Origin of the sequence: Aeromonas sp. MdU4 (assembly GCF_041929505.1) — a bacterium.
GTDB lineage: Bacteria > Pseudomonadota > Gammaproteobacteria > Enterobacterales > Aeromonadaceae > Aeromonas.
On record NZ_JBHFMW010000018.1, the window covers coordinates 90,021 to 114,295 of the forward strand.

Here is a 24,275-nt window from a genome sequence, read left to right on the forward strand (position 1 = left end):
TTCACTCGGTATCACATCAACAACAAATAACCCTTTCATCATTAAGGTGTTTTATGAATCCCTGTGATCTTGCTCACTTTTCGCTGCCTGTCGGTCGGTAGAATTGCTCCGTTGGAAAGGCCGTTTCGGACGGCTTTTTCGTGCTTTTTTTCCACCAGGACAGGATCGCTTATGTCACTGATCACCGAGTTGCCAGCCATTTTCGATAGTTTTTCAGATGCCCGTCGTCAGGGCTTTCTGGCTGTGATGGCACTCAAGGAGCGACAGATCCCCTTGGTCGGAACGTATTGCACCTTTATGCCCCAGGAAGTGGCGATGGCTGCCGGTGCTGTGGTGGTGTCGCTCTGTTCCACCAGCGATGAGACAATGGAAGAGGCGGAGAAAGATCTGCCCCGCAACCTCTGTCCGCTGATCAAGAGCAGCTACGGCTTTGCCAAAACCGACAAGTGCCCCTACTTCTACTTCTCCGATCTAGTCGTGGGTGAAACCACCTGCGACGGCAAGAAGAAGATGTACGAGTACATGGGCGAGTTCAAACCGGTGCACGTGATGCAGTTGCCCAACCGCGCCGATGACGATGCCTCCCGCACCCTGTGGCGCAGCGAAATCCTCCGCTTCAAAGAGGTGCTGGAGCAGCAGTTTGGTCAACCCATCACCGAGCAGGCGCTGCACGAAGCCATTGTGCTGAAAAACCGTGAGCGGCAGGCGCTGGCCGGCTTCTACCGGCTCGGCCAGCTCAATCCCCCGGCGCTGAGTGGTACCGATATCCTCAAGGTGGTCTATGGCGCCACCTTCCGCTTCGACAAGGAGCAACTCATCAGCGAGTTGCAGGAGATGACCAGCCGGATCAAGGCCGAGTACGCCGAAGGTAAACGACTCGATGCCCGCCCCCGCATCCTCATCACCGGCTGCCCCATCGGCGGCGCGGCCGACAAGGTCGTACAACTCATCGAGGAGCACGGTGGCTGGGTGGTGGGTTATGAAAACTGCACCGGTGCCAAGGCGACCGAACGCTGTGTCAGCGAAGAGGGTGACCCCTACGATGCCCTGACCGACAAGTATCTGGCCATCGGCTGCTCCTGCATCTCCCCCAACCACCAGCGCATGACCCTGCTCAGCCAGATGGTGGAGGAGTATCAGGCTGACGGGGTGATCGATGTGATCCTGCAGGCTTGCCACACCTATGCGGTCGAGTCGCTGGCCATCAAACGCCACGTTCGCGATCGTCATGGCATCCCCTATATGGCAGTGGAGACCGACTACTCCAACGCCGACCGGGGACAACTGGCTACTCGTCTGGCAGCCTTTATCGAAATGCTATAAGGAGTTCCCGTGTCTCTCTCAATCGGGATTGACTCGGGCTCCACCGCAACGAAAGGGATCCTGTTTGACAGCCGGGACGGCGGACGTATTGTCCGTCGTTTTCTGGTGCCAACCCCTTTTCGTCCGCTGGCAGCCATCGAGCAAGGCTGGGCCGAACTGTCGGCCGAGCTGCCCCAACGACCCCATCTGACGCTGACCGGCTATGGCCGGGATCTGGCGCAATTTGCCGATCGCCGGGTTACCGAGATCTCCTGCCACGGGCTGGGTGCCCGCCTGCTCTGCCCGTCGGTACATACCGTCATCGACATCGGCGGCCAGGATAGCAAGGTGATCCAGCTGGACCGTGACGGCAACCTCACCGACTTTCTGATGAACGACAAGTGCGCCGCCGGTACCGGCCGGTTTCTCGAGGTGATCACCCGCACTCTGGGTGCACGGGTCGAGCAACTCGACGAGCTGTTGCAAGGGGCCGAGCCCCACGACATCAGCAGCATGTGTACCGTGTTTGCCGAGTCGGAGGCGATCAGTCTGCGCTCGGCGGGCATTCCGGCCGAGTCGATCCTCTCCGGCATCGTCAAATCCATGGCCCGGCGCAGTGCCAACTTCATCGGCCGCCTCGGCGCCAGACCGACGGTGCTGTTCACCGGCGGCGTCAGCCACTGCGCCACCTTCCGCCACTATCTGGCCGAAGGGCTGGGCTGCGAGGTGACGACACACCCCGACGCCCAGTTTGCCGGTGCGCTGGGGGCAGCGTTGTTCGGCGCGCGCGCCATGGCGGGAGGCAAATCATGAACGAAGAGTTCCTCTACCTGTTCCACTCCACCCTCGGCACGGTCCGGCTGCGCAAGCAGCTGGAGCAGCAGCCCCACCTCTTTCGGGTCTGCAACGTGCCGCGCCAGCTCAGCGCCGGCTGTGGCCTCGCCATTCGCCTGCACTGCCCGCCAGATGAGTGGCAACGCTGGTGCCAACAGGGTGAAACGGCGGCCGTCTTTCGCTGCGAAGCGGACGGCGATTATCAGGAGCTGGCCCGCTACCCGGCCTCTTGAGCTCACACACCCAAGCAGGTAGAACCATCCGGCACCAGGCCGTGACCATCACCACATTTATTCAGCGATCCGGATTGCCTGTGTCACACAGCGCACTCTGTACCGCCCGTGTTTACCTTATGGAGAAAAAAGATGAATAACATTCACGTCGGCAAAAAAAACACCGCCAAACGCTGGCTGACCGGCCTGCTGATGTCCAGCTGCCTGCTAGCCTCCCAAGCGGGCGCAGCCCCTTCCGGCAAAGACATGACCATCTGGTTTGATGCCGGTGGCCCGGTCGGTGAATCCTACGTCACCGTGCTGCAAAATGGCGCGGTACAAGCGGCTGAAGATCTGGGCGTCAACCTGCGCCTGGTCTACTCCGACTGGCAGCCGCAGAAGATGATCGAGAACTTCAAACAGGCGGTGGCCGCCAAGCCCACCGGTATCGTAGTGATTGGTCTGCCTGGTGACAGCGCCTACCAGCCGCTTATCAGCGACGCTATCGCCAAGGGGATCAAGGTCACCTCGGTCGATACCGAACTCTATGGCACCATGACCAGCGAACAGGCGAACGGGTTTGGCTTTGTGGGCGACAACAACGCTACCCGCGGCATAAAACTGGCCAAAGAGGCCCTGCGCCGCAGCAATCTGAAGAAGGGCGACCGCGCCATGGTGTGGGGCCTCAAAGATGTCTCTAATCGCAGCGACTCGACGATCGGCCTGATCAAGACCCTGGAAGAGGCGGGCATGAAGGTCGACTTCATCCAGATCTCGCAAGAGGTGGACAAGGATCCGACTCTGGGCGCCCCGGTCATCACCTCCTATCTGGCAACTCACCCCGATGCAAAAATGGTGCTGGTGGATCACGGTGCCCTGACCGCTCAAATGGGCAACTTCCTGCGCAACTCGGCCATCAAACCGGGTGAGCTGTTTGTCGGCGGCTTCAGCCTCTCCCCCGCTACCGCAGACGGGATCCAGTCCGGTTATGTGCAATTGGTCGCCGACTGCCAACCCTACCTGATGGGTTACCTCTCTGTGGTCCAGCTGGTGCTGAGCGAGCGTTACGGCTTCGCCGGTCTGGACATCAACACCGGAGCCGGTTTTGTCACCAAAGACAACATTGGTCTCATCGCCCCGCTGGCGGCCAAAGGTGTGCGCTAAATGGCGCCAATGGCCCTCGATCTGCACGGGCTGAACAAATGGTTCGGCCCGGTGCACGCCCTGCGGGATATTCATTTCCAGCAACGGGCCGGTGAAGTGGTCGCCCTGCTTGGTGACAATGGTGCAGGCAAGTCGACCCTGATCCGGGTGATTGCCGGTGCCGAGCCATTCGGCAGTGGCACCCTGACCATCGCGGGACAAACGGTCGATGGCGAGCGCTACGATGTGCCCATGGCCCGTCGGCTCGGTATCGAGACCGTCTATCAGAGCGGTGCCCTCGGCGGGCAACAGAGCGTCTGGCGCAACCTCTTTCTGGGGCGCCACCTGCGCAATCGCTGGGGCTTCATCGATCAGCAGGAGGAGCGGCGCCGTGCCGCCGACCTGCTGCGAGTGCTCAACTTTCGCGGCATCGGCGCCAACGTCGATGCCCCGGTCAGCCTGCTCTCGGGCGGCGAACGGCAGGGGCTGGCCATCGGCCGCGCCATGCTGTTCGATGCCAGGCTGGTGATCCTGGACGAACCGACCACCGCCCTCTCTCTCGGCGAAGTGGAGAAGGTGCTCAACTTTATCGAACAGTTACGGGCTCAGGGGCGCGCCTGCCTGCTGATCACCCACAACATGGCCGATGCCTACCGGGTTGCCGACCGTTTCGTGGTGATGGACAGGGGCGCCATCGTCGCCCAGTACCACAAGGCCGACATGACTCTGCCCGCGCTGCAACAAGCACTGCTCGATGCCGTCAGAAGGGGCAGCCAATGAGACATTTTCTACTTGCCAACAGAGCGCCCTTGCTGACCGGGCTGATCCTGCTGCTGCTGTGGGGGCTGTTTGCCAGCATCAGTCCGGTCACTTTTTTCCATGGCAGGATCTACACCTCCCTGCTGTCGACCATTCCGCTGACCATCCTGCTGGCGCTGGGCATGACCCTGCTGATCATCGCCCGCGAAATAGATATGAGTTTTCCGGCCATTATCGCACTGGGGGGATTTCTCTTTGCCTGGCTGTTCCAGCACACGGGGTCACCTCTGCTGGCACTGATAGGAGCGATGGCGGGCGGACTGCTGTGCGGGCTGCTCAACGCCCTGCTGATCGTGCAGTTCCAGATTCCCTCCATCATCGCCACCATAGGTACCCAGTTCTTTATCGGCGGCCTCACGACTGTGCTGGCCGACGGGCTGGCCATCAGCCTGCCCGCAATCCGCGATACCCTGCTCCATACCCTGCTGACAGGGCGGGTGTGGGAGTGGTTGCCTGCCCAGGCTCTCTGGAGCCTGCTGGCAGCGCTGCTGCTCTGGTTGCTGCTGGCTCATCACGAGCTGGGCGACCACATCAACTTCATCGGTGACAACCCGGAGGCGGCCCGCCTGATGGGGGTGCCGGTCAACCGGATGCGGCTCGGCCTCTTCATGCTGATGGGGCTGCTCTCTGCCCTGGTCGGGGTGCTGATCAGCGTCGAGATGAGCAGTTGGTGGCCCAATCAGGGGCAAGGTTACATGCTGCTGGTATTTGCCTCGGTATTCATCGGGGGCACCTCGGTACTGGGTGGCAGAGGCACCCTGCTGGGTAGCCTGTTTGGTGCCTGCATCATCGGCATGCTGGAGGCGGGGATTATAAGCGCCGGTCTCGACGGCTTCTGGACCCGGCTGGTCTATGGCGTCATGATCCTGGCCGCCCTGGTGATCCACGGCAGCCTGCTGCAACTGCAACAGGGACGCTGGCGTTCCCGTTTTTTCAAATAAGGTTCTGAGATGAGCAAAATCACCATCATTGGCGCAGGCAGCGTCATGTTTACCCGTCAGATCGTCTCGGCCCTGCTCTCCTACCCCGCAATGGCGGGCACCGAGCTGGTACTGATGGATCTCAATCCCGAGGTGCTGACCCAGAGCCACCGCCTCATCACCATGATGGTGGCGCAATCCGGCCTCCCCATGCAGGTGAGCCAGAGCACCAGCCAGCGCGATGCAATACGCCAAGCGGACTTCGTCATCAACGCCATTCAGGTGGGCGGCCTTGCCCCCTGGCGGCTGGACATGGCGATCCCGGCCAAATACGGGGTGATCCAGGAGGTGGGCGACACCATGGGGCCGGGGGGCATCTTCCGCGCCCTGCGCCACATTCCGCCCATGCTGGCGATCCTGCGGGATATGGAGGAGCTCTGCCCGAACGCCCTCTTCATCAACTACGCCAACCCGCTGGCCCCCCTCACCTGGGCAGCCAAGGAAGCAAGCGGCATTCAGTCCATCGGCCTCTGCTACGGGGTGCGCTACACCGTCGCCCAGCTGGCCGGTTATCTGGGGCTCGGCCCCTGGGTCGATCACCCCTCCACCCCGGAGCGTTGGCAACGCCTGATGTATCACGATGTGCCGGCCGAAGTGGATTACGAGTTCGCCGGGATCAACCACATGACCTGGATCACCCGCTTTGCCATCCATGGCAAGGATATGCAGCCGCAGATCCGGGCGCTGGTGAATGATCCGAAAACCCGCGAGGCGGACGGCGTGCGCTGCGAAGTGCTGAAGTTCTTTGGCCTCTGGTGTACCGAGAACCACTGGCACTGCAGTGACTATCTGCCCTATTTCCGCAAGAACGAGGCGATGATCAACCACTTCCTGCCCCAACGCTGGGATCTGTTGGCCCTCGAAGAGCAGGTCCACGCTGCTGGCAAGGCGGAGATCGCCGCCCAGCTGGCGGGGGAGAAACCGTTCGTCATCTCCCCCAACATGCTCAACGGGCCCAAGCTGATCCACGCCATGGTGAGCGGCGAGCGCACCCGCATCAACGGCAACCTGGCCAACTGTCAGCCCGAGGGACTGCTGGTGGAGAACCTGCCCGCAGAGTGCGTGGTGGAAGTACCGATCTGGGTCGATGAGAAAGGGCTGCAACCGCAGGCGATGGGGCGGCTGCCAACCCAGTGCGCCAGCCTGTGCAAGAGCAACACTGCGGTGCAGGAGCTGATCGTGCAAGCGGCCCTCACCGGCGATCTCGATGCCGCCCGCTACGCGCTGGCCCTCGATCCGGTCACCGCTACCGTCTGCACCCTGGAGCAGATCCAGCAGATGTTTGACGAGATGTACGCCGCCCAGCGCCAGTGGCTGCCCCAGTTCGCCTGATTGTAATAAGGGTCGGTACTGTGGCGTTCACGCCCAGTACCGACCCTTCCCCCGCAAAATCGAGATTTATGTGGTCTTGCATGGGGTTAGCCATTGCGGCTCAATCGGGAATTGTTAGAATTTACCCTCTCTATAAAGAGGTAGAACATGCCTGCGTTGCTGCGCATGCTGGCCAATCTGGCATTGGGTGGATTCTTCGTCGCCTCGGCCGGGTTCAAGCTGGTATCCCCCGCCCTGTTTGTCGAGCAGATCGACGCCTTCGGCCTGATCTGGCCGTCGCTGCTCCCGCCGGTGGCCTGGGGGCTGCTCGCCCTGGAGCTCTGTGCCGGGCTCGCGGTCATTGCCAACCGGCGCTGGGGACTGTGGCTGGTGATTGGGCTGCTCGCCCTGTTTATTCCGGTGTTGGGCTATGGCGTTGCCATCGGCCTCGACATCTCTTGCGGCTGTTTGGGCAAGGCTGATCTCAGCTCGCTGCCGGATGCCATTGTGCGGGATCTGCTGCTACTGACGCTTGCGGGCGCTCTGCTGCTAACCTCCCGCCCCGTTTTTCCAGTTCTAAAGGAGTAGTGACATGATGACATTGCGATCCTGCACCCTGGTGGCCTCGCTAATCGCCGCCAGCGTTGCCCTGAGTGGCTGCGGCGACAACCAGTTCGAACAAGAGGTGAAACTGGAACAGTCGGCAGTACAACTGGCGCAAGAGACGCAGCAGGGGGGCTATCAACTGCTGACTGTGGCCGAGCTGAAGACCCGGATGGACAAGGGCGAGGAACTGGTGATCATCGACACCATGCCCTATGAGGACTCCTACAAAAAAGAGCATATCCCGGGTGCCAAGAACTTTGCTTTCGTGAAAGAGGCAAAAGCGGGCGACAACTGGAGCGAGATCGTCGAGGGAAACGGTACCCCGGAACAGTTTCAAGCTCTGCTGGGTGAAGACAAAACCCGCCCGGTAGTTATCTACTGTGGCTTCGTCAAGTGCGGTCGCAGCCACAACGCAGCCGCCTGGGCGGTGACTCAGGGCTATCAACAGGTCTATCGGGTGCCGGGCGGTATTTTCGCCTGGAAAGGGGCTGGCTATCCGGTCTCTGCCGAGTAAACCCGTTCAAGGATAAGTCAGCAAACACACAGCCAGAGAGTAGGGCCACGCGACGCCAAAAAAATGCCTTACCCGATAGCAGGCGAGGCATTTTATTCAGCAGAGGATGTTTGATTCACTGTTCAGGTGATATTCAACCCTTTCTATTCTCCGGTTATTCGTAGAGAAAAGACTTATCTAGCTGCTGGAAGGCGGCATTGAGGGTATCGGCCAGCTCCTCATAGCGGGGCTGTGAAACCAGCTGGCGACGCCCTCCCTGTTCATTCATCTTGCCGTTGATCTCCCGATACCAGCTCGCCAGCGAAGGAGGCAAGCGGGTGTCAGCTCGCTGACCGAGCCAGTAGTAGCCTTGCAGTGGCAGACTAAGCAGAAACAGTACCGAGGTGATAACGGATGGCCAGTAGTGCAGCTCACCAAACTGGAACTGCAACATGACGCTCAGCACCGCCAATGCAGGGATCACCTTGAGCGCATACTCGGTAGCCTTTATCACCCTATTTTCAGGAAACATCGAATTGAGCTCGGGACGGCGCGGCCAAAGCGTCATATAATGGCGGCCTTGCTGTAACTTAGTTCCAAAAATGTTCATGCTCATTACTACCTCCGAGCGCTTTTTGAACGTACCAACGGCAAAACCTCGACAAAATTTGATGTAAAGTAACAAAGGTTGAGGATGACTTTGTTATTTTTCAACAATCGGGTTATCCTTTGTACGCCCATTTTTGCGTCAAAAGCATCGTGCTATTGACCTGTCAGGGACGTCTGGATTTCGGGTCTTGTATCACTATACAAGGGGCAAGCAACAGATTGCCAACCCTCATAAGGATAAGTTGAAAGTTTTTGGACGCACTGCGTCCAACGCATCCGCCTACACAACCCAATCTGCGATAGGATTTATTCATGAGTAAGCTGGTTCTTGTTCTTAACTGTGGCAGCTCTTCCCTGAAGTTTGCTGTCATTGACGCAACCACCGGTGATGACCTGCTGTCCGGCCTGGCCGAGTGCTTCAACCTCGACGACGCCCGCATCAAGTGGAAACTGAATGGCGAGAAAGGCAGTGCCGATCTGGGCGCTGGTGCCGCTCACCAGGAAGCATTGGACTTCATCGTCAACAAGATCCTGCCGCTCAATCCGGAACTGTCCAAGAACCTGATCGCCATCGGCCACCGTGTTGTTCACGGCGGCGAGCGCTTCACCTCCTCCGTGCGCATCTGCGAAGACGTGATTGCCGGCATCGAAGCAGCTGTTCCGTACGCACCGCTGCACAACCCGGCTCACCTGATCGGTATCCGTGAAGCCCGTCGCGTATTCCCGGCTCTGGCCGAGAAGAACGTGGCAGTGTTCGACACCGCATTCCACCAGACCATGCCGGAAGAAGCCTTCCTGTATGCTCTGCCGTACAAGCTCTACAAAGAGAACGGTATCCGTCGCTACGGCGCTCACGGCACCAGCCACTACTACATCAGCCTAGAAGCTGCCAAGCAGCTGAACAAGCCGGTTGAAGAGCTGAACATCATCAACTGCCACCTGGGCAACGGCGGTTCCGTCTGCGCCATCAAGAACGGCAAGTCTGTCGACACCTCCATGGGCTTGACCCCGCTGGAAGGCCTGGTGATGGGTACCCGCTCCGGCGATCTGGATCCGGCCATCATCTTCTTCCTGCACGACAAGCTGGGCATGAGCGTTGCTGATATCAACACCATGCTGACCAAAGAGTCCGGCCTGCTGGGTCTGACCGAAGTCACCTCCGACTGCCGTTTCGTTGAAGACAACTACGACAGCAAAGAAGAAGCCAAGCGTGCCATGGACGTTTACTGCTACCGCCTGGCCAAGTATATCGGTGCCTACGCCGCCGCCATGGACGGTCGTCTGGACGCCGTAGTCTTCACCGGTGGTATCGGTGAAAACTCCGCACCTATCCGTGAAATCACCCTGAACAAGCTGGGTCTGCTGGGCTTTGACGTTGATCACGACGCCAACCTGGCTGCACGCTTTGGCAAGGGTGGCGAGATCACCAAGGCCGGTTCTACCAAAGCCCTGGTTATCCCGACCAATGAAGAGTGGGTGATTGCCCACGACGCGCTGGAACTGGTCGGCGCTTAATTGACGCAGTAACTCGAGGCCGCCCATCTGGGCGGCCTTTTCCTGATCCCAAAAAATGAACAAGGGGTATAAAGTGGCACGCACTATTATGCTTATCCCGGTCGGCACTGGTGTCGGCGTAACTTCCGTGAGTCTTGGCGTTGTTCGCGCTATGGAACGTCACGGTGTCAATGTCAGCTTCTTCAAACCGGTTGCCCAGCCGCGTCCGGGTGAAACCGGTGCCGAGCGCTCCACCGCCGTTATCCGCGCTGCTGCCAACATCAATCCGCCCGAGCCGTTCACTCTCTCCTACGCCGAGAACATGATCAGCGCCAGCAACACCGATATCCTACTGGAAGAGATCGTTGCCCGCTTCGAAGAGCACGTGAAAACCAGTGGTGCCGAAGTGCTGGTTGTCGAAGGTATGGTGCCGACCGACAAGCAGCCCTTTGCCAACAAACTGAACTATGACGTTGCCAAGGCGCTGGATGCCGACATGGTGTTCGTGACCCACCCGGGCCATGACTCCAGCCAGAAGCTGAAAGAGCGTATCGAGCTGGCCTGCTCCAACTTCGGTGGTGTCAACAACCCCCGTATCGTTGGTTGCGTCATCAACAAGGTTGGCGCTCCGGTTGACGAGCACGGCGTAACCCGCCCGGATCTGACCGAGATGTTCGAGGCGCACCACCATGCGTCTGAAGCTGCCCACAACCTGGAAGTGCTGCAAGTGTTCGGCAAGAGCCCGCTGCGCATTCTGGGCTGCATCCCCTGGAATACCCAGCTGATCGCCCCGCGCGCCAAGGATCTCGCCAAGCATCTGGCCGCCAAGATCCTGAACAAGGGTGAGCTGGACAGCCGTCGTCTGCAGACCGTGACCTTCTGTGCCCGCTCTATCCACAACATGATCGAGCACTTCCGTCCGGGCAGCCTGCTGGTGACCTCTGGCGATCGCTCTGACGTCATCGTCTCCGCCTGCCTGGCCGCCATGAACGGCGTCAAGCTGGGTGCTCTGCTGCTGACCGGTAACTACCATCCGGAACCGCAAGTGCTGGCCCTGTGCCAACAGGCGATGGCTACCGGCCTGCCGATCATGATCACCGGCACCAACACCTGGCAGACCGCCGTCAGCCTGCAGAACTTCAACGTCGATATTCCGGAAGATGACCGTGAGCGTATCGAGCTGGTGCAGGACTATGTGGCTGGCCACATCGACAAACACTGGATCGAGTCACTGACTGTCAGCTCTACCCGTTCCCGTCGCCTGAGCCCGCCGGCTTTCCGTTATCAGCTGACCGAGCTGGCCCGCCATGCCAACAAGCGTGTAGTGCTGCCGGAAGGCGACGAGCCGCGCACCATCAAGGCTGCCGCCATCTGTGCCGAGCGTGGCATCGCCCGTCCGGTTCTGCTGGGTAACCCGGAAGAGATCCGTCGGGTTGCAGAGCAGCAAGGTGTGGTACTGACTGACCGCGTCGAGATCATCGATCCGGTTGTCGTACGCGAGCGCTATGTGCCGCGTCTGGTCGAGCTGCGCAAGAACAAGGGCATGACCGAAGTGGTTGCCCGCGAGCAGCTGGAAGACAACGTGGTACTGGGTACCATGATGCTGGAGCGCAATGAAGTTGACGGCCTGGTATCCGGCGCGGTACACACCACTGCCAATACCATCCGTCCGCCGATGCAGATCATCAAAACCGCTCCGGGCTCTTCCCTGATCTCCTCCATCTTCTTCATGCTGCTGCCTGACCAGGTTCTGGTCTACGGTGACTGCGCGATCAACCCGGATCCAACTGCCGAGCAGTTGGCCGAGATCGCCATCCAGTCTGCTGATTCCGCTGCCGCGTTCGGCATCGAGCCGCGCGTAGCCATGATCTCCTACTCTACCGGCACCTCTGGCGCCGGTGCTGATGTAGAGAAAGTGCGTGAAGCGACCGAGCTGGCCAAGGCCAAGCGTCCCGACCTCATCATCGACGGCCCGCTGCAGTACGACGCGGCCATCATGGAGAACGTGGCCAAGTCCAAGGCACCGAACTCACCGGTTGCAGGTAAAGCCACCGTGTTCGTCTTCCCGGATCTGAACACCGGCAACACCACCTACAAAGCGGTACAGCGCTCTGCTGACCTGGTCTCCATCGGCCCGATGCTGCAAGGCATGCGCAAGCCGGTCAACGACCTCTCCCGCGGCGCTCTGGTTGACGACATCGTCTACACCATCGCCCTGACCGGTATCCAGGCAGCTCAGGCTGAGTAATCAGTCCGTCACCTGAAAAAACCGATCTCGAAGGCTGCTCACCCCAGGTGAGCAGCCTTTTTTATTGCTTCTATCCGGGAAAGCCAGAGAAACACACCATCAGCCCGGCGTTGGGCGGAATAATGCTATCCGGTACATCGGCGAGTGTGCTGATCAGCCCCCAGAGCTCACCCTAAACGACCAACCAAAGATGCATATAAAAGATACCGCAGATCATATGGTTGCAAAGGGAGTCCAAAAAAGGCTGAGTGCTTATAGCAAATCTTCCGTAATTGGGGTGGTGAGCTGCGATGTCAAAAATAGCAGTAAAAAAGACCCGTTCGATACGCTATTCGTCAATTCGCCATTCGGCACAATCCACATCACGGAGGAATGGAAATGCTGATGAAGAAGATCTCTGCGGTTATGTTGCTGGCCTGCTTGCCCCTATTCAGCCAACCCTCACTGGCGGCGGATAAAGTAGTACCCAAGCAAAACACCACGACATCTGTCGCCAAGGAGAGCGGCAAAGTTGATATCAATACGGCAACCCTTGCCGAGCTAACCAGCCTCAAAGGCGTTGGTGACAAGAAAGCACAAGCCATCGTCGACTATCGCGAAAAACAGGGAAAATTTACCTCGGTCGACCAACTGGCCGATGTGAATGGCATCGGCCCAGCCACGCTGGAAGCCAACCGCGACATGATCATCGTCAAATAACGTCCGAGCACTGCATACGCAAATGGGGCAGCCGGTGGCTGCCCCATTTTTCTTGGAGTATCATGGCCGCACTTCAATCCCTCTGGATAGTTTTCCATGAAAAAGACACCTCTCGTTGTTCGCAAAGCCGTGCTCCCGGTTGCCGGCTTGGGTACCCGTATGCTTCCTGCTACCAAAGCCATCCCGAAAGAGATGCTGCCGGTGGTCGACAAGCCCCTGATCCAGTACGTGGTGCGCGAAGCCATCGCCGCCGGGATCAAGGAGATCATCCTGGTCACCCACTCCAGTAAAAACTCCATCGAAAACCACTTCGACAAGAGCTTCGAGCTGGAAGCCACCCTTGAGAAACGGGTCAAGCGTCAGCTGCTGGAAGAGGTACAGCAGATCTGCCCGAAAGACGTCACCATCATGCACGTCCGCCAGGGGGAGGCCAAAGGGCTGGGTCATGCGGTACTGTGTGCCCGCCCGTTGATCGGTGACAACCCCTTCGCCGTGCTGCTGCCGGATGTACTGATCGATGACGTGGCCAGTGACCTGAAAAAAGACAACCTGGCCGAAATGGTTCACATGTTTGAAGAAGACCAGATCAGCCAGATCATGGTGGAAGCGGTGCCCGAGAGCGAAGTGGACAAGTACGGCATCGCCGACATCAAGGGAGAAGCACTGAGCGAGGGGATGTCTCTGCCAATGCAAGCCATCGTCGAGAAACCACCCCGTGATGAAGCCCCCTCCAATCTGGCGGTAGTGGGTCGTTACGTCCTCTCCTCCAATATCTGGCCACTGCTGGAGAAAACACCAGCCGGTGCCGGTGACGAAATCCAGCTGACCGACGCCATCGCCATGCTGATGGAGCAGGAACAGGTCAACGCCTACTTCATGAAGGGCAAGAGCCACGATTGCGGCAGCAAGATCGGTTATATGAAAGCGAATGTGGAGTATGCCGTGCGTCACCGTGAACTGAACGGTGAATTTGTCAGCTGGCTGAAGCAGTTCGTCAAACAGTTGTAATAGCTGAAAATTCTGTTTTTCATAGTGGTATTCAAGGAGCATCAAATGATGCTCCTTTTTCATTTATGCAACAAAAAATCAATCATGAGTAAATAAATCCTCCGTAAATCATAATGTTGTAATTTATTCACGCATGCTCTATAAGGATTGAGGCGTGTTTCTCGCCCTTGCATAAAAAACTCAAAAAAATATAAGACACAGGTGGAAGTTCCAATGAATAACCCGTCAAAAGGGACCTTTTTAGGTCACCCTAAAGGGCTCTTTTTGCTCTTTAGTACCGAACTGTGGGAGAGATTCTCCTATTACGGCATGCGCGCCGTGCTGGTGCTCTATCTGACTGACCTCACTGCCAACGGCGGTCTGGGTTGGAATCAGGCAGATGCCCTCAAACTCTACGGTATCTATACCGGTCTGGTTTACATCACTCCGCTGATCGGCGGCTGGCTGGCGGACACCTTCCTGGGCCAACGTCGTGCCATCCTGATCGGTGCTGTGCTGATGGCTGCAGGTCAGTTCACCCTGGCACTGCCTCACGCCATGTTCCCGGATATGGTCAACTCCATGTTCTATGCCGGCCTCGCGCTGCTGATCGTGGGTAACGGCCTGTTCAAACCGAACATCTCCACCATGGTGGGTGACCTCTATGAAGAGGGCGATCACCGCCGTGATGGTGCCTTCACCATCTTCTACATGGGTATCAACCTGGGTTCCCTGCTGGCAGGCGTGATCTGTGGTGCTGCGGCTACCGCCTATGGCTGGCAAGCAGCCTTCGTCGGCGCCGGTATCGGCATGCTGCTCTCTCTGGTGATCCAGGCTACCATGGCCCAGCGCTTCCTGGGTGACATCGGTCGTGTCACTGCGGCCCAACGTGCTGCTGCCCTGCGTACTCATGAGCAAAAAGCCCCACTGACCAAGCAGGAAGTGGATCGCATCAAAGTCATTATGGTGCTGGGTCTGTTCACCATCATCTTCTGGGCCGGTTTCGAGCAGGCCGGTGGCTTGATGAACCTCTACACCCAGGAGTATACCGACCGGATGATCGGCAGCTTCGAAGTGCCGACCGCCTGGTTCCAGTCCCTGAACCCCTTCTTCATCATCACCCTGGCCCCGGTTGTTGCCGCAATCTGGATCAAGCTCGGCAAGAAAGAGCCGAACTCCCCGGTCAAGTTTGCCATGGGTCTGCTGTTCCTGGCCGTTGGCTTCCTGTTCATGGTCGGTGCTGTGCTGCAGCAAGGTGGTGACCAGACCGTGAAGACCTCCATGTTCTGGCTGGTGGGTGCCTATCTGTTCCACACCCTGGGCGAGCTCTGCCTCTCCCCGATCGGCCTCTCCATGGTGACCAAACTGGCTCCGCTGCGTCTGGCCTCCCTGATGATGGGTGCCTGGATGGGCTTCGTCGCGATTGCCAACTATGCGGCAGGCCTGATCGGTTCTATCGTTGGCGAAGCAGGCCCAATCGCCATCTTCGGCGGCATCGCCCTGGCTGCGGTATTGAGTGCCCTGTTGCTGCTGACCATGGCCAATCGCCTGGTCTACTGGATGCACGGTGCTGAAGGTCCGGCCAAAGAGCCACACGCTCACGACGATAAACTGCAGTCCGCTGCCGTCTAAACGGTCAGGATTGTAAAAAACAGACAGGGCGCCCAATCGGCGCCCTGTCTGTTTTGGCCTGCCGTCAGGCGGCATCAGTGATGGCGCACCTGCACATCAAGCGCTCCGCCGCTGTCGCTGCGAAACTGCAGAGCAAACGGTTCATGCCAGCTGCGCTTGTGCAAGGCGTAGTGGCTGCTGCGCATCAAACCAAGCGGCAATCCACCCGAGCGCATCAACCAGTGGGGAGAGGTGAGCCCGGCATTGGCAAAGACCAGCCCATCCTGCTGGTCAAACAGCAGCGCAGCCATGGCAAAGGAGTGACGCAAACCGGACTCCAGCAATTGATGATTGAGATAGTCGAGCAGCCGGTGGGGCTGGCTCAGCAAGCGACTTTCCTGACGCTGAAACTGACGATAAGGTACATTCATCAGGGAACGCACCAAGGCCCCGCAAAATGCGGCATCGGTTCCCATGATGGGCAACTCCATCACCAACACCAGCAATTTGTCTTCCACCTTGAAGGTATCGGGAATAAACAACTGCCCCAGCCCCTTGAACGTCACCTGCCAGGGGCCCCACTCCTGCAAACCTGGCGGCTTCAAGCCTGCCAGCAAGCGGCTGGCAGCCCGGTCATGCGCGCTGAAGTAGTCCATATGATCCATCAGTTCTAACTGCTGCGCCCGGCTGGCATTGCCATTAAGACACTGATCGATGCTGCGTTCGACCAGAGCATAATTCTCAAGCGGCTTGAGCAGATAATCCCGCGCACCGGCACGCAATGCGCTGGCTACCGCCTCCATGGTGCTCTGGGCAGAAATGACGATCACCGGAATGTGAGGATAACGGGCAGAGAGACAGGCAATCACCTCATGGCCATCCATATTGGGCATATTGAGATCACACAACACCACATCAGGGTGATAAAGCGCCGCCGCCGACAGCCCCTCAATGCCATCCTCCGCCTGAAACACCGTTGCCCCATCCCGTGCGAGGTAACTCACTAGCGAGTGGCGAAAAACGGCCTCGTCCTCCACCACCAGGATCCGTAGCCCGGCTTTTGGCATCTTGATAAAAACCTTATTAGTCAATTGGTTATTTAAGTAATAAGACTAGACCAAAACGGCTGGAATAGAGCGAGCTCTGCGTCAAAAATAGACTGCACAGTCGATTTTCACTGTCAGTGGCCCATCAGTGACCAGCACTCCTAGGTTGCGTACTCCATTGTCAGCACCCCTGTGTCCCCCTTTGATGACAGACAAAGATTAACCGTGCCGTCATTGCCCGTGCGAATTGTGCAAGCCAACGCCATCAGGGATAATGCCCCCACTCCGGACCGTGAAGAAGACCATGACCCCAGCCGAATACAGTGCCCTTGCCCACCCCAGATTGTCCCATCCGGCGCGCAGCCTCTATACCTTGCAGCTGCGCCGTCTGGTACTGGAAAATCAGCTGGCACGGCTCAACTACCCAGAGCTTGGTCGTGCCCTGGCAGTGGTCGACCCGGGCGATCCCTGCGGATTCTCGTTTCAGGTCAATGCCCGCCAGCTCACCGAGTTGTTCGATGAACTGATGGAGGCAGGCCTGCTACAGGTCGAGGCGCAGCCCGAAAGTGAGCACTACCATCAGTGCCCTTTTCAGTTACCACTGCTGACCCAGAAATTGCGCAGCCCACTGCCGGAGCGCCCCTTCCAGATGCATTTGCAGTGGCGACCGGATGAGGAGCTACCCGCCCTTGCCCGCTTGTGCGGGGTGATCGATGCCAGCTACAGCGAAGAGGATCTGGGGGAGTTTATCGCCTACTGGCTGGGGCGCCCCGAGGTGTTCGACTCCCAGCATCAGTGGATGCTGAAATTCATTCGTGCCCTCAAGACCCGCCGCTACACCCGCCGCAAGCCGATGGAGGTGCAGGGCTACCAGCAGGTGACTCCGGCCCCGACAGAGGCAGGTCCGAGCAAGCGGGCCCAGCAGATGATCGAAGAGGCCAAGCGACTGGCCCAACAGCAAACGCCAGAACCCGTACCACAGCAGGAGCCGGATAATGATTGATAGCGGCCCCCGCCTGCAGGCAAAATCAACCCCTTGTCTACCCATCCCTGATCGAGCAGAAGGAGCATTCCATGACTGACCCGCAAGATCCCCTGCGCCAGGAGCTGGAAGAGATCGAAGCCAAGCGCAAAAGAATCGCCAAGGCCAAGCAGGACCATCGCGTTCACGATCCCGAGCTGAGCCAGCACGTTGGAGGTCTGCTGGAGCGCATTCGTCGCCTGCAGCAAGAGACCGGCGGCGGCCAGTATGACTACGAGACCCTGCGCAAGGAGTACGACGCCAAGGCCAACGCCGAGGTGCGCGAGCTGCAGAAGGCGGCCCGCCAGGAGCGGATCCAGAAGCTGATCGCCCAAGCCGACCTCAACCCCGACTGGGTGTTCGACAAGATGGACGCCACAGATCCCGCACTCCAGTACCCCATCGAAACGGCCCGCTACTTTATTAGCGGCTTCGAGCACTGGGAGAAGAGTGGCGGCGGCTGCATGCTGATCTACGGCGACTACGGTACCGGCAAGTCAACCCTGGCGGGCGCGGTGGCGCACGAGCTGATCGAGCTTCACCAGAAATCGGTGATCTTCCAGCAGTGGGCCTCCATCGTGGATCGCCTCTTCTTCAACGTGATCCCCGATCAGGATGAGCGCAACCAGTATCGCCGCGCACTGGAAGAGGTGGATCTGCTGATCATCGACGAAGTGTCGGCCAACCGCGCCAAGATGGCAGAGAGCCAGTCCAGCTTCCTCGGCCACCTGCTGCGCCGCCGTCGCAACCTGTCGAAAAGCGTCATCATCATCACCAACCACACGCCCCAGACCCTGCATCAGGCGATCGGTGATTTCAGCTATGAGGCGATCAAGGCATTCAATCCGGTGGATATCCACCTGAGCGGCCCCAGCCGTCGCCCCAGCATCGGCAACTACCCAGGTTGATCCAGCCAGACTGATCAGCAGAGAGTGCCAGCCTCCCCGGTTCGCACTCTCTTTTTTACCTCACAAATAAAAACAACTCTCATTTACACCACAACCATAACCCTCTAGGCTAGCCCTTTCTCTGAAAGGAGCCCGTTTATGCCGACCACCCTGATTTTCGGAGCCAGCCGCGGGCTGGGCCGTGCCTTTACCCACCACGCTCTCGCTGAGGGGCACCGCGTAGTCGCGCTGGTGCGCAGCACCGAAATGGCCGCCGAATTACGCGAGCTGGGAGTAGACATCATCGAAGGGGATGCGCTGGATCCGGCTGCGGTGCAGCTGGCGTGTGCCCGGGCAGGGCAAGATGCACAGGTCGTCTCTACCCTCGGCAGCTTCCGTCAGACAGCGCCAGTGGACTATCAGGGCAACCGTCATGTGAGCGATGCCATGGAGCAGGCAGGCCTGAAACGACTGCTGCTGGTCACCTCCCTCGGCTGTGGCGACAGCTGGCAATATCTGCCGCAGCGTGCCCGTGCCGCCTTCGGCCACGAGGTACGCCTCAAAAGTTTGGCGGAGAGCTGGCTGCAAACCAGCTCCCTTGCATGGACTATTTTGCGCCCGGCGGGTCTGCTGGATGGCAACGCCACTGACCGCGCCGAGCTGAGTCAGGGCAAGGAGGTACATGGACTGGTGCGCCGCGCCGATGTGGCCGCCCAAGGCTTGCGTCTGTTGACCGATGCCGCTGCGGTGGGGCAAATCTACGCCATTAGCGATCCCACGCTGGCTCGCCCCTGAGCCAGCCGCCATCGGCCCATAGAAAAACGGTCAGCCTCAGGGCTGACCGTTTTACATTTTCATCTGCTTAACTGGCAGGCGTTTCCACCTCATCAGCTGCCGGTTGCGGCGATTGACGCCAGCGCAGCAGCAGGCAGGCCAGCATGCCGTAGAGCAGCGCCAGACCCCATAGCTGCCACCAGTAATGGGAAACCTGGGCGAAGTCGGCACCCATCTGGTTCAGGCGCAGAAACCCCTCGATAGCCGGGATAGTGGGCACCCACTGAGCCAACCAGTTGAGGGGCGCCGGGATCAGCTCCAGCGGCCAGATAAAGCCCGCCAGAAAGACCAGCGGCAGGGAGGAGATCAGCACCACCTGGGTTGGCAGATCGCGCCGGGTAAAGATCGCGCCGAGCACCACGCCAAACCAGCAGGTCGCCAGCAGGAACGGCAGAGCGAACAACCACAGCTCCAGCGGATCGGCATGACGGGCGATGTTGTAGTGATCGAAGCAGAAGCCGAGGAAGTAGCTCACCGGCAGCAGGAACAACCCCGCCAGCACCAGGGTTCTGGCCAGCAGCAACGGTAACACCGGCGCGCTTTGCCAATAACCCCTCTCACCGCGGCAGCTGCGCTGGTTCTGGGTCGCTCCCAGGATCCCCGCCCCCATCAGCAGCACCTGATGCAGGATCAGCACGAACACTGCCGGCACCACGTAGTTGACATAGCCCATGGTAGGGTTGAACACCGGCACCACGTTAAGGGCCACCGCATTCCAGCCCATGGCCGCTTGTGGCAGCGCCTCGCCGTGGCTCAACAGCCGCGCCACCTTCACCTGCGCGGCGAGAGTGCCTCCGGCCTGCGCCAGCCCCTCGGCAATGGTACCGTAGACCAGAAAGTAGGAGGCATCACCGGCATAGCTCAGGGTGACGCTCTGGCCCAGCATCAGATCCCGATAGAAGTGGTTGGGGATGTGCAGGATCCCGCTCGCCTTCCCTGCCATCATCAGCTGCCGCGCTTCATCCAGCGAATTGGCCCGCGCCACCAGCTTTACCTGCGGCGTAGCATCGGCCATAAACTCCAGCTGGCGCGACAGCTGGCTGCCATCCTCGTTAACCACCACCACCGCCTCTTCCCGCGGCAGCTGATGCAGATAGGGCTGAGGGTAGAGGAAGGAGTAGAAGAACACCCCGCCAAACAGGGTGAGCATGATGGCGCGATCCGCCAGCAGGGTGCGCAGCTCGAGGCGCAACAGATCGACAAATCCCAGCATCACTCAGGCTCCTTTTCGGCGACGGCCACTACGGCGGATTGACGGGCCAGCTCGGCCTGCTGCTTGTAACGGCGCACCACCAGCAGCAGAGGGAGCAGGAACAGCAGCAGCGCCCCCAGTTGCGGCAACGCCGAGGCGAACGGCAGACCATAGTTGCTCTGGCCAATCTGCAACTCGACATAATGAGAGACCGGCAACAGGCTGCGCCAGAAGCGGGCGAAATCCCCCATGGCACTCACCGGAAAGGTGACCCCCATAAAGGCAAAACCGGGCGCAGTGTAAGCCCCCGCCAACGACAGGGCGCGGGCCGGATCCCGGATGATACCGTAAAAGAAGGCACCCATGGTGACGCAGGCGGCCGAGGCGAGCCCCAGCCCCACCAGCAACACCAGCCAGCTGCCGTGCATGGGATAGGCAAATCCCTTGAACAGCAGCAGCGTCCAGACAATCCCCCAACCCCAGCCAATCAGCACATGGGGCAACAGGGTGCGCCAGAGGCCAAACCAGACCCCGCGAGTGGTCCAGTCCAGCCCCAGCCGATCGGTACGGGCCAGCGCATTGAGGCCGAACAGCACCACCAGGATCTGCCACACCGCGGGCAGAATAGCGCTCAGCAGAAACTGGGCGTAACTGGAGTTGAGGTTATAGAGCGCTGTGACCTGGCTGCTGATGGGCACCGACTGCCCGAGCGCGCCGGGCAGTGCCTTGCCGTCAGCCATCGCCTCCAGCACACCCACCTGACCGTTGAGAGTCCCGACCACCTGCGCCAACGCCGAGTTGACCAGCTTGGCGATGAGGATGAACTGGCCGTTGTTAAACACTGTCACCTGCGGCTGGGTACCCTGACGGGCATCCCGCTCCAGATGGTTGGGGATCACCACCAGCGCATAGATGTCGCCACCGCGCAGGGCGTGCGCACCGGCATCGATGGAGTCAAACTGTTGCTCGACCTTGAGCCCCGCCGAACCATCCAGCGAGAAGGCGAGCTGGCGCGAGAGCATACTGTGGTCGAGATCCACCAACCCCACCTTAAGATCGCGGGCCAGCCCTGCCGAGAAGATCCAGCAGAGGATCCCCAACAGCAGCAGCGGTACCCAGCTCATCAGAGCACGGCTGAACGGGTCCTGCCACAGCAGCCGAAATTCACGTCCCATCAGAGTTCAACCAGCACACTCATGCCAACCCGCAACCCGTCGACCGGTTGCAGCGGGCGGGCCTCCACCTGGAAGCTCTTCATGTCGAAACCCTGACTGGTATCAGTGGCACGCCAGGTAGCGAAATCCCCCATCACGGCCACATGGGTCACCTTGAAGCGCACCATCTGATCGCCAAGGCCCGGGATGCGGGCATCGAACTCGGTACCGACCGGGAAGCGGGGCAGCAGATCCTCGCGCACGTGGAACTGGGCCCAGGCATCGCTCATGTCGAGCAGGGTCACCACCGGGAAGCCTTGCGGCGCCAGCTCGCCGCTGCGCAGCAGCACTTGGCTTACCTCACCGTTGTGGGGGCTGGTGATGCGGGTATCGGCCAGATAGGCCTCAACCTCGGCCACCGAACCGGCCGCCATCTTGGCCTTCTCGCGGGCAGCGATCTTGGTCTCTTCCCGCGCCCCTTCCAACGCCATCTGGTACTGCTGCCACGCCATCCCTTCGCTGTAGCGGGCAGCTTGCCAGGCGGTCCAGGCCTCATCGCGTTTTTGCAGCGGCATCACGCCGTCGCGGTGCAGGCTGGCAACCCGCTCGTAGGTCTTGCCGCGCAGGGCTGCAGCCGCCTTGGCCTTCTGCCACTGATCCTTGGCCGCGGCGATCTGCTGGGCACGGGCTCCTTTCTCCGCCTCTTGCGCCAGCGCCCCCGCAGCAGCCTCACCCGCCTTGGCCTGGCTTAGCTTGGCTTCAATCTCGGGGCTCGCCAGGGTAAAGACCAGCTGATCCTTGGTCAGCTGATCGCCCTTTTTCACCAGCACTTCATCGATGCGGCCCGGCACCTTGGAGGAGACCGAATACTGCTGCGCCTCAATCTGCCCTTGCAGATGCACCGGCTCGGGCTGATAGGCAAGCCAGAAGCGCCAGCCGAGCCAGACCACCAGGATCACCAGCACCAACGGCAACAACAGCGGTTTACCCTGGCTCATCTTCTTTTTGATGGGGGGATGGCTCATCACTTCACCTCGACAAACGGGCGACCCTTGGCGGTCGAAACAGAGATAGAAAAAGGCACGGACTGATGTGCGATCAGGAGTGCGATCATGAGTTCACCTCGATCACCTGACCGTGCTGATATTGATTGAAACTGTTCATCTGGCCGGAGAGCGCCAGCAGGCGGGCCAGCGACACCACATATTGATAAGCCGCTGCCGCGCGCTGGGTCTTGACCCCAGCCAGCTGGTTTTGGGCATCCACCACATCGAGTGACGTGGAGAGCCCCTGCCCGAAGGCTTTATCCCGCAGCAGCACGTTCTCCTCGGCCAGCGCCTGGGTGGAGGAGAGGGATTGATACTCCTCCAGCCCCTGCGCCGCTTCACGCCAGGTCTTCTCTACCAGCAGCTCCAGATCCTGGCGGGTCTTGGCTTGCAGCAAATTGACCTGCAGCTCGGCGCTCTTGGCTGCCTGCACTGTCTCGGAGCGGCCATCGCGGCTCACCAGCGGCATACTGACACCCACCCCCACCAGCCAGTCCGGCGCAGTCTTGGAAGCGAGCGAATCATCTTCATAGAGGTTGTAGTTGCCGAACAGGAATACTTCGGGAGCATATTTGCCCTGCTCGACCCGGATCATCCCCTTGGCCTGCTCCTTCTTGGCACTGAGCAACTTGAGGCCGGGATGCACTTCCAGCGTCTGCTGCACCAGACCATCGAGACGGGGCAACTCCTTGTTGACGAACAAGCCGCTGCCCGGTTGGGCATTCGGCAACTTCAACATGCGGCCGAGAGCCAGTTCGGCGATCTCAAGGCTGCGACGCACCTTCTGGGTATCGATGCGCGCCCGGTCATAGGCCGACTGGGCGGAGAGCCGCTCCACCTTGGCAATCTGGCCCTGCGCCTCAAGCTTTTTGGCGTGATCCAGATGGCGGGCCAGCCCGTCCTCGATCTCCTGCTTGGTCTGCACCACTTGACCTGCCAGCACCACGCCGAAATAGGCCTGGGAGAGACTCTCGAAAGTAGACTGCTCCTTGAGCACCAGCAGTTGCTGCGCCTCGCTCACCTGCGCCTGGCGAATGTCCTGCGCCGCATCGATGCGACCACCGGCAAAGAGCGGCCAGAGCATCTTGACCGAGCTGGTCACCACATTTTGTTTGGTCAGCGGGGTAACGAAATCATTGGGAGTGAGGTGAAACTTCTGCATGAGTGGCGCCAACACCTGACCCAGCTCCGGATGGCTGGCGATGGGGTTGAGATCCATCATGTCCAGCTCCACCGGCTGATCGAGGTGGGTATAGCTGGCCCCCAGATCCACCTTGGGCAGATACATGCCCTTGGCAGCCTCGCGCAGCTGCTTGGCCCGATCGACCCCGGCCTGCTCGGCGGCCAGCCCCTCATCCTGCTGGATGACCCGAGTCCAGGCTTCGCTGAAACTGATGGTCTGTGCCTCTGCCGACCCCAGCATGGCCCCCAGCAGACACGGCCAGAGTGATTTAATGAACCTTGACGTCATAGATCCCCAATCCGCTTTGTTGCATAAATGTGTGGAGCTTTTGCTCTGTACAAGCCCGCCATCATAACGCAAACGGGGCCGACAAGTGGACAGACAATTGTGCAAGGGAGTGACCCGAATGGTACAGCGCTCCTGGTCAGCCAATCTGGCGGTTTTTCAATAACTCCAGAATTTGCAAGCCTTGGCGCGACGTTTTTTTCAGAAAAAAATGGCTGACGCTCAAATACTAACCTTTTCTCCTGCCTAAAAAATGCGTAATATACGCCGCCCTAAGCC

General features: G+C 59.5%; 23 protein-coding genes. 17 read left to right on the forward strand and 6 right to left on the reverse strand.

Annotation, left to right across the window (positions count from 1 at the left end; translation table 11 throughout):
- Positions 1-171 precede the first annotated feature (171 nt).
- From ACE1BR_RS09685 to ACE1BR_RS09725, 9 genes are all read left to right on the forward strand, one after another.
- Positions 172-1,323, forward strand: coding sequence for a double-cubane-cluster-containing anaerobic reductase (locus ACE1BR_RS09685; RefSeq protein ID WP_374869722.1), 1,152 nt, complete (start codon positions 172-174; stop codon positions 1,321-1,323).
- A 9-nt stretch (positions 1,324-1,332) separates the two neighbouring features.
- A complete protein-coding gene (locus ACE1BR_RS09690; protein ID WP_374869724.1) occupies positions 1,333-2,115 on the forward strand; it encodes an acyl-CoA dehydratase activase in 783 nt (260 codons plus the stop codon).
- Positions 2,112-2,369, forward strand: a complete 258-nt coding sequence (locus ACE1BR_RS09695; protein WP_374869726.1) for a DUF3343 domain-containing protein — start codon at positions 2,112-2,114, stop codon at positions 2,367-2,369. The genes ACE1BR_RS09690 and ACE1BR_RS09695 overlap by 4 nt, the downstream gene beginning before the upstream one ends.
- Positions 2,370-2,501: 132 nt before the next feature.
- On the forward strand, positions 2,502-3,512 hold the full coding sequence (locus ACE1BR_RS09700) for a substrate-binding domain-containing protein (RefSeq protein WP_374869728.1): 1,011 nt from the start codon (positions 2,502-2,504) through the stop codon (positions 3,510-3,512).
- Positions 3,513-4,271 carry an ATP-binding cassette domain-containing protein gene (locus tag ACE1BR_RS09705; protein WP_374869730.1) on the forward strand — a complete coding sequence of 253 codons (759 nt, stop codon included), beginning with the start codon at positions 3,513-3,515 and terminating at the stop codon, positions 4,269-4,271.
- Positions 4,268-5,251, forward strand: a complete 984-nt coding sequence (locus ACE1BR_RS09710; protein WP_374869732.1) for an ABC transporter permease — start codon at positions 4,268-4,270, stop codon at positions 5,249-5,251. The genes ACE1BR_RS09705 and ACE1BR_RS09710 overlap by 4 nt, the downstream gene beginning before the upstream one ends.
- Positions 5,252-5,260: 9 nt before the next feature.
- The gene (gene melA / locus ACE1BR_RS09715) at positions 5,261-6,622 is read left to right on the forward strand and encodes an alpha-galactosidase (RefSeq protein ID WP_374869734.1); all 1,362 of its coding nucleotides are present in this window, start codon (positions 5,261-5,263) and stop codon (positions 6,620-6,622) included.
- 147 nt (positions 6,623-6,769) lie between these two features.
- Entirely contained in the window at positions 6,770-7,189 is a 420-nt protein-coding gene (locus tag ACE1BR_RS09720) for a MauE/DoxX family redox-associated membrane protein (RefSeq protein ID WP_374869736.1), read from the forward strand.
- A gap of 4 nt (positions 7,190-7,193) precedes the next feature.
- Positions 7,194-7,721 (forward strand): rhodanese-like domain-containing protein, encoded by a 528-nt coding sequence (locus ACE1BR_RS09725; RefSeq protein ID WP_374869738.1) that lies wholly within the window; start codon positions 7,194-7,196, stop codon positions 7,719-7,721.
- 154 nt (positions 7,722-7,875) lie between these two features.
- Here ACE1BR_RS09725 and yfbV read toward each other — a convergent pair whose 3' ends face one another.
- Positions 7,876-8,316, reverse strand: a complete 441-nt coding sequence (gene yfbV, locus ACE1BR_RS09730) for a terminus macrodomain insulation protein YfbV (protein WP_374869740.1) — start codon at positions 8,314-8,316, stop codon at positions 7,876-7,878.
- Positions 8,317-8,621: 305 nt separating this feature from the next.
- Between yfbV and ACE1BR_RS09735 the strand changes: the two genes are divergently transcribed.
- The 5 genes from ACE1BR_RS09735 to ACE1BR_RS09755 all read left to right on the forward strand — a co-directional run bounded on the left by ACE1BR_RS09735 (position 8,622) and on the right by ACE1BR_RS09755 (position 15,369).
- Complete coding sequence (locus ACE1BR_RS09735) at positions 8,622-9,824, forward strand: acetate kinase (protein ID WP_374869742.1); 1,203 nt, start codon at positions 8,622-8,624, stop codon at positions 9,822-9,824.
- Between the two features lie 55 nt (positions 9,825-9,879).
- Positions 9,880-12,051, forward strand: a complete 2,172-nt coding sequence (pta, locus tag ACE1BR_RS09740; protein ID WP_374869744.1) for a phosphate acetyltransferase — start codon at positions 9,880-9,882, stop codon at positions 12,049-12,051.
- Positions 12,052-12,429: 378 nt separating this feature from the next.
- Positions 12,430-12,750 carry a ComEA family DNA-binding protein gene (locus ACE1BR_RS09745; protein ID WP_374869746.1) on the forward strand — a complete coding sequence of 107 codons (321 nt, stop codon included), beginning with the start codon at positions 12,430-12,432 and terminating at the stop codon, positions 12,748-12,750.
- A 96-nt stretch (positions 12,751-12,846) separates the two neighbouring features.
- On the forward strand, positions 12,847-13,758 hold the full coding sequence (galU, locus tag ACE1BR_RS09750; protein WP_374869748.1) for a UTP--glucose-1-phosphate uridylyltransferase GalU: 912 nt from the start codon (positions 12,847-12,849) through the stop codon (positions 13,756-13,758).
- 213 nt (positions 13,759-13,971) lie between these two features.
- Positions 13,972-15,369 (forward strand): peptide MFS transporter, encoded by a 1,398-nt coding sequence (locus ACE1BR_RS09755; protein ID WP_374869750.1) that lies wholly within the window; start codon positions 13,972-13,974, stop codon positions 15,367-15,369.
- A gap of 74 nt (positions 15,370-15,443) precedes the next feature.
- Here the strand turns inward: ACE1BR_RS09755 and ACE1BR_RS09760 are convergent, their stop codons facing one another.
- Positions 15,444-16,415, reverse strand: a complete 972-nt coding sequence (locus ACE1BR_RS09760) for a response regulator (protein WP_374869752.1) — start codon at positions 16,413-16,415, stop codon at positions 15,444-15,446.
- A 283-nt stretch (positions 16,416-16,698) separates the two neighbouring features.
- Between ACE1BR_RS09760 and ACE1BR_RS09765 the strand changes: the two genes are divergently transcribed.
- The 3 genes from ACE1BR_RS09765 (at position 16,699) to ACE1BR_RS09775 (ending at position 19,097) form a co-directional block, all read left to right on the forward strand.
- On the forward strand, positions 16,699-17,397 hold the full coding sequence (locus ACE1BR_RS09765; protein WP_374869754.1) for a DnaT-like ssDNA-binding domain-containing protein: 699 nt from the start codon (positions 16,699-16,701) through the stop codon (positions 17,395-17,397).
- Between the two features lie 71 nt (positions 17,398-17,468).
- Complete coding sequence (locus ACE1BR_RS09770; protein ID WP_374869756.1) at positions 17,469-18,323, forward strand: DnaA ATPase domain-containing protein; 855 nt, start codon at positions 17,469-17,471, stop codon at positions 18,321-18,323.
- Positions 18,324-18,461: 138 nt separating this feature from the next.
- Positions 18,462-19,097, forward strand: a complete 636-nt coding sequence (locus ACE1BR_RS09775; RefSeq protein ID WP_374869758.1) for an SDR family oxidoreductase — start codon at positions 18,462-18,464, stop codon at positions 19,095-19,097.
- 67 nt (positions 19,098-19,164) lie between these two features.
- Here the strand turns inward: ACE1BR_RS09775 and ACE1BR_RS09780 are convergent, their stop codons facing one another.
- The 4 genes from ACE1BR_RS09780 to ACE1BR_RS09795 all read right to left on the reverse strand — a co-directional run bounded on the left by ACE1BR_RS09780 (position 19,165) and on the right by ACE1BR_RS09795 (position 23,999).
- A complete protein-coding gene (locus tag ACE1BR_RS09780; protein WP_374869760.1) occupies positions 19,165-20,349 on the reverse strand; it encodes an ABC transporter permease in 1,185 nt (394 codons plus the stop codon).
- The gene (locus tag ACE1BR_RS09785; protein WP_374869762.1) at positions 20,349-21,503 is read right to left on the reverse strand and encodes an ABC transporter permease; all 1,155 of its coding nucleotides are present in this window, start codon (positions 21,501-21,503) and stop codon (positions 20,349-20,351) included. The genes ACE1BR_RS09780 and ACE1BR_RS09785 overlap by 1 nt, the downstream gene beginning before the upstream one ends.
- Positions 21,503-22,507 (reverse strand): HlyD family secretion protein, encoded by a 1,005-nt coding sequence (locus ACE1BR_RS09790; RefSeq protein ID WP_139742676.1) that lies wholly within the window; start codon positions 22,505-22,507, stop codon positions 21,503-21,505. The genes ACE1BR_RS09785 and ACE1BR_RS09790 overlap by 1 nt, the downstream gene beginning before the upstream one ends.
- An 85-nt stretch (positions 22,508-22,592) precedes the next feature.
- Positions 22,593-23,999, reverse strand: coding sequence for a TolC family protein (locus ACE1BR_RS09795; RefSeq protein ID WP_374869764.1), 1,407 nt, complete (start codon positions 23,997-23,999; stop codon positions 22,593-22,595).
- Positions 24,000-24,275 lie beyond the last annotated feature (276 nt).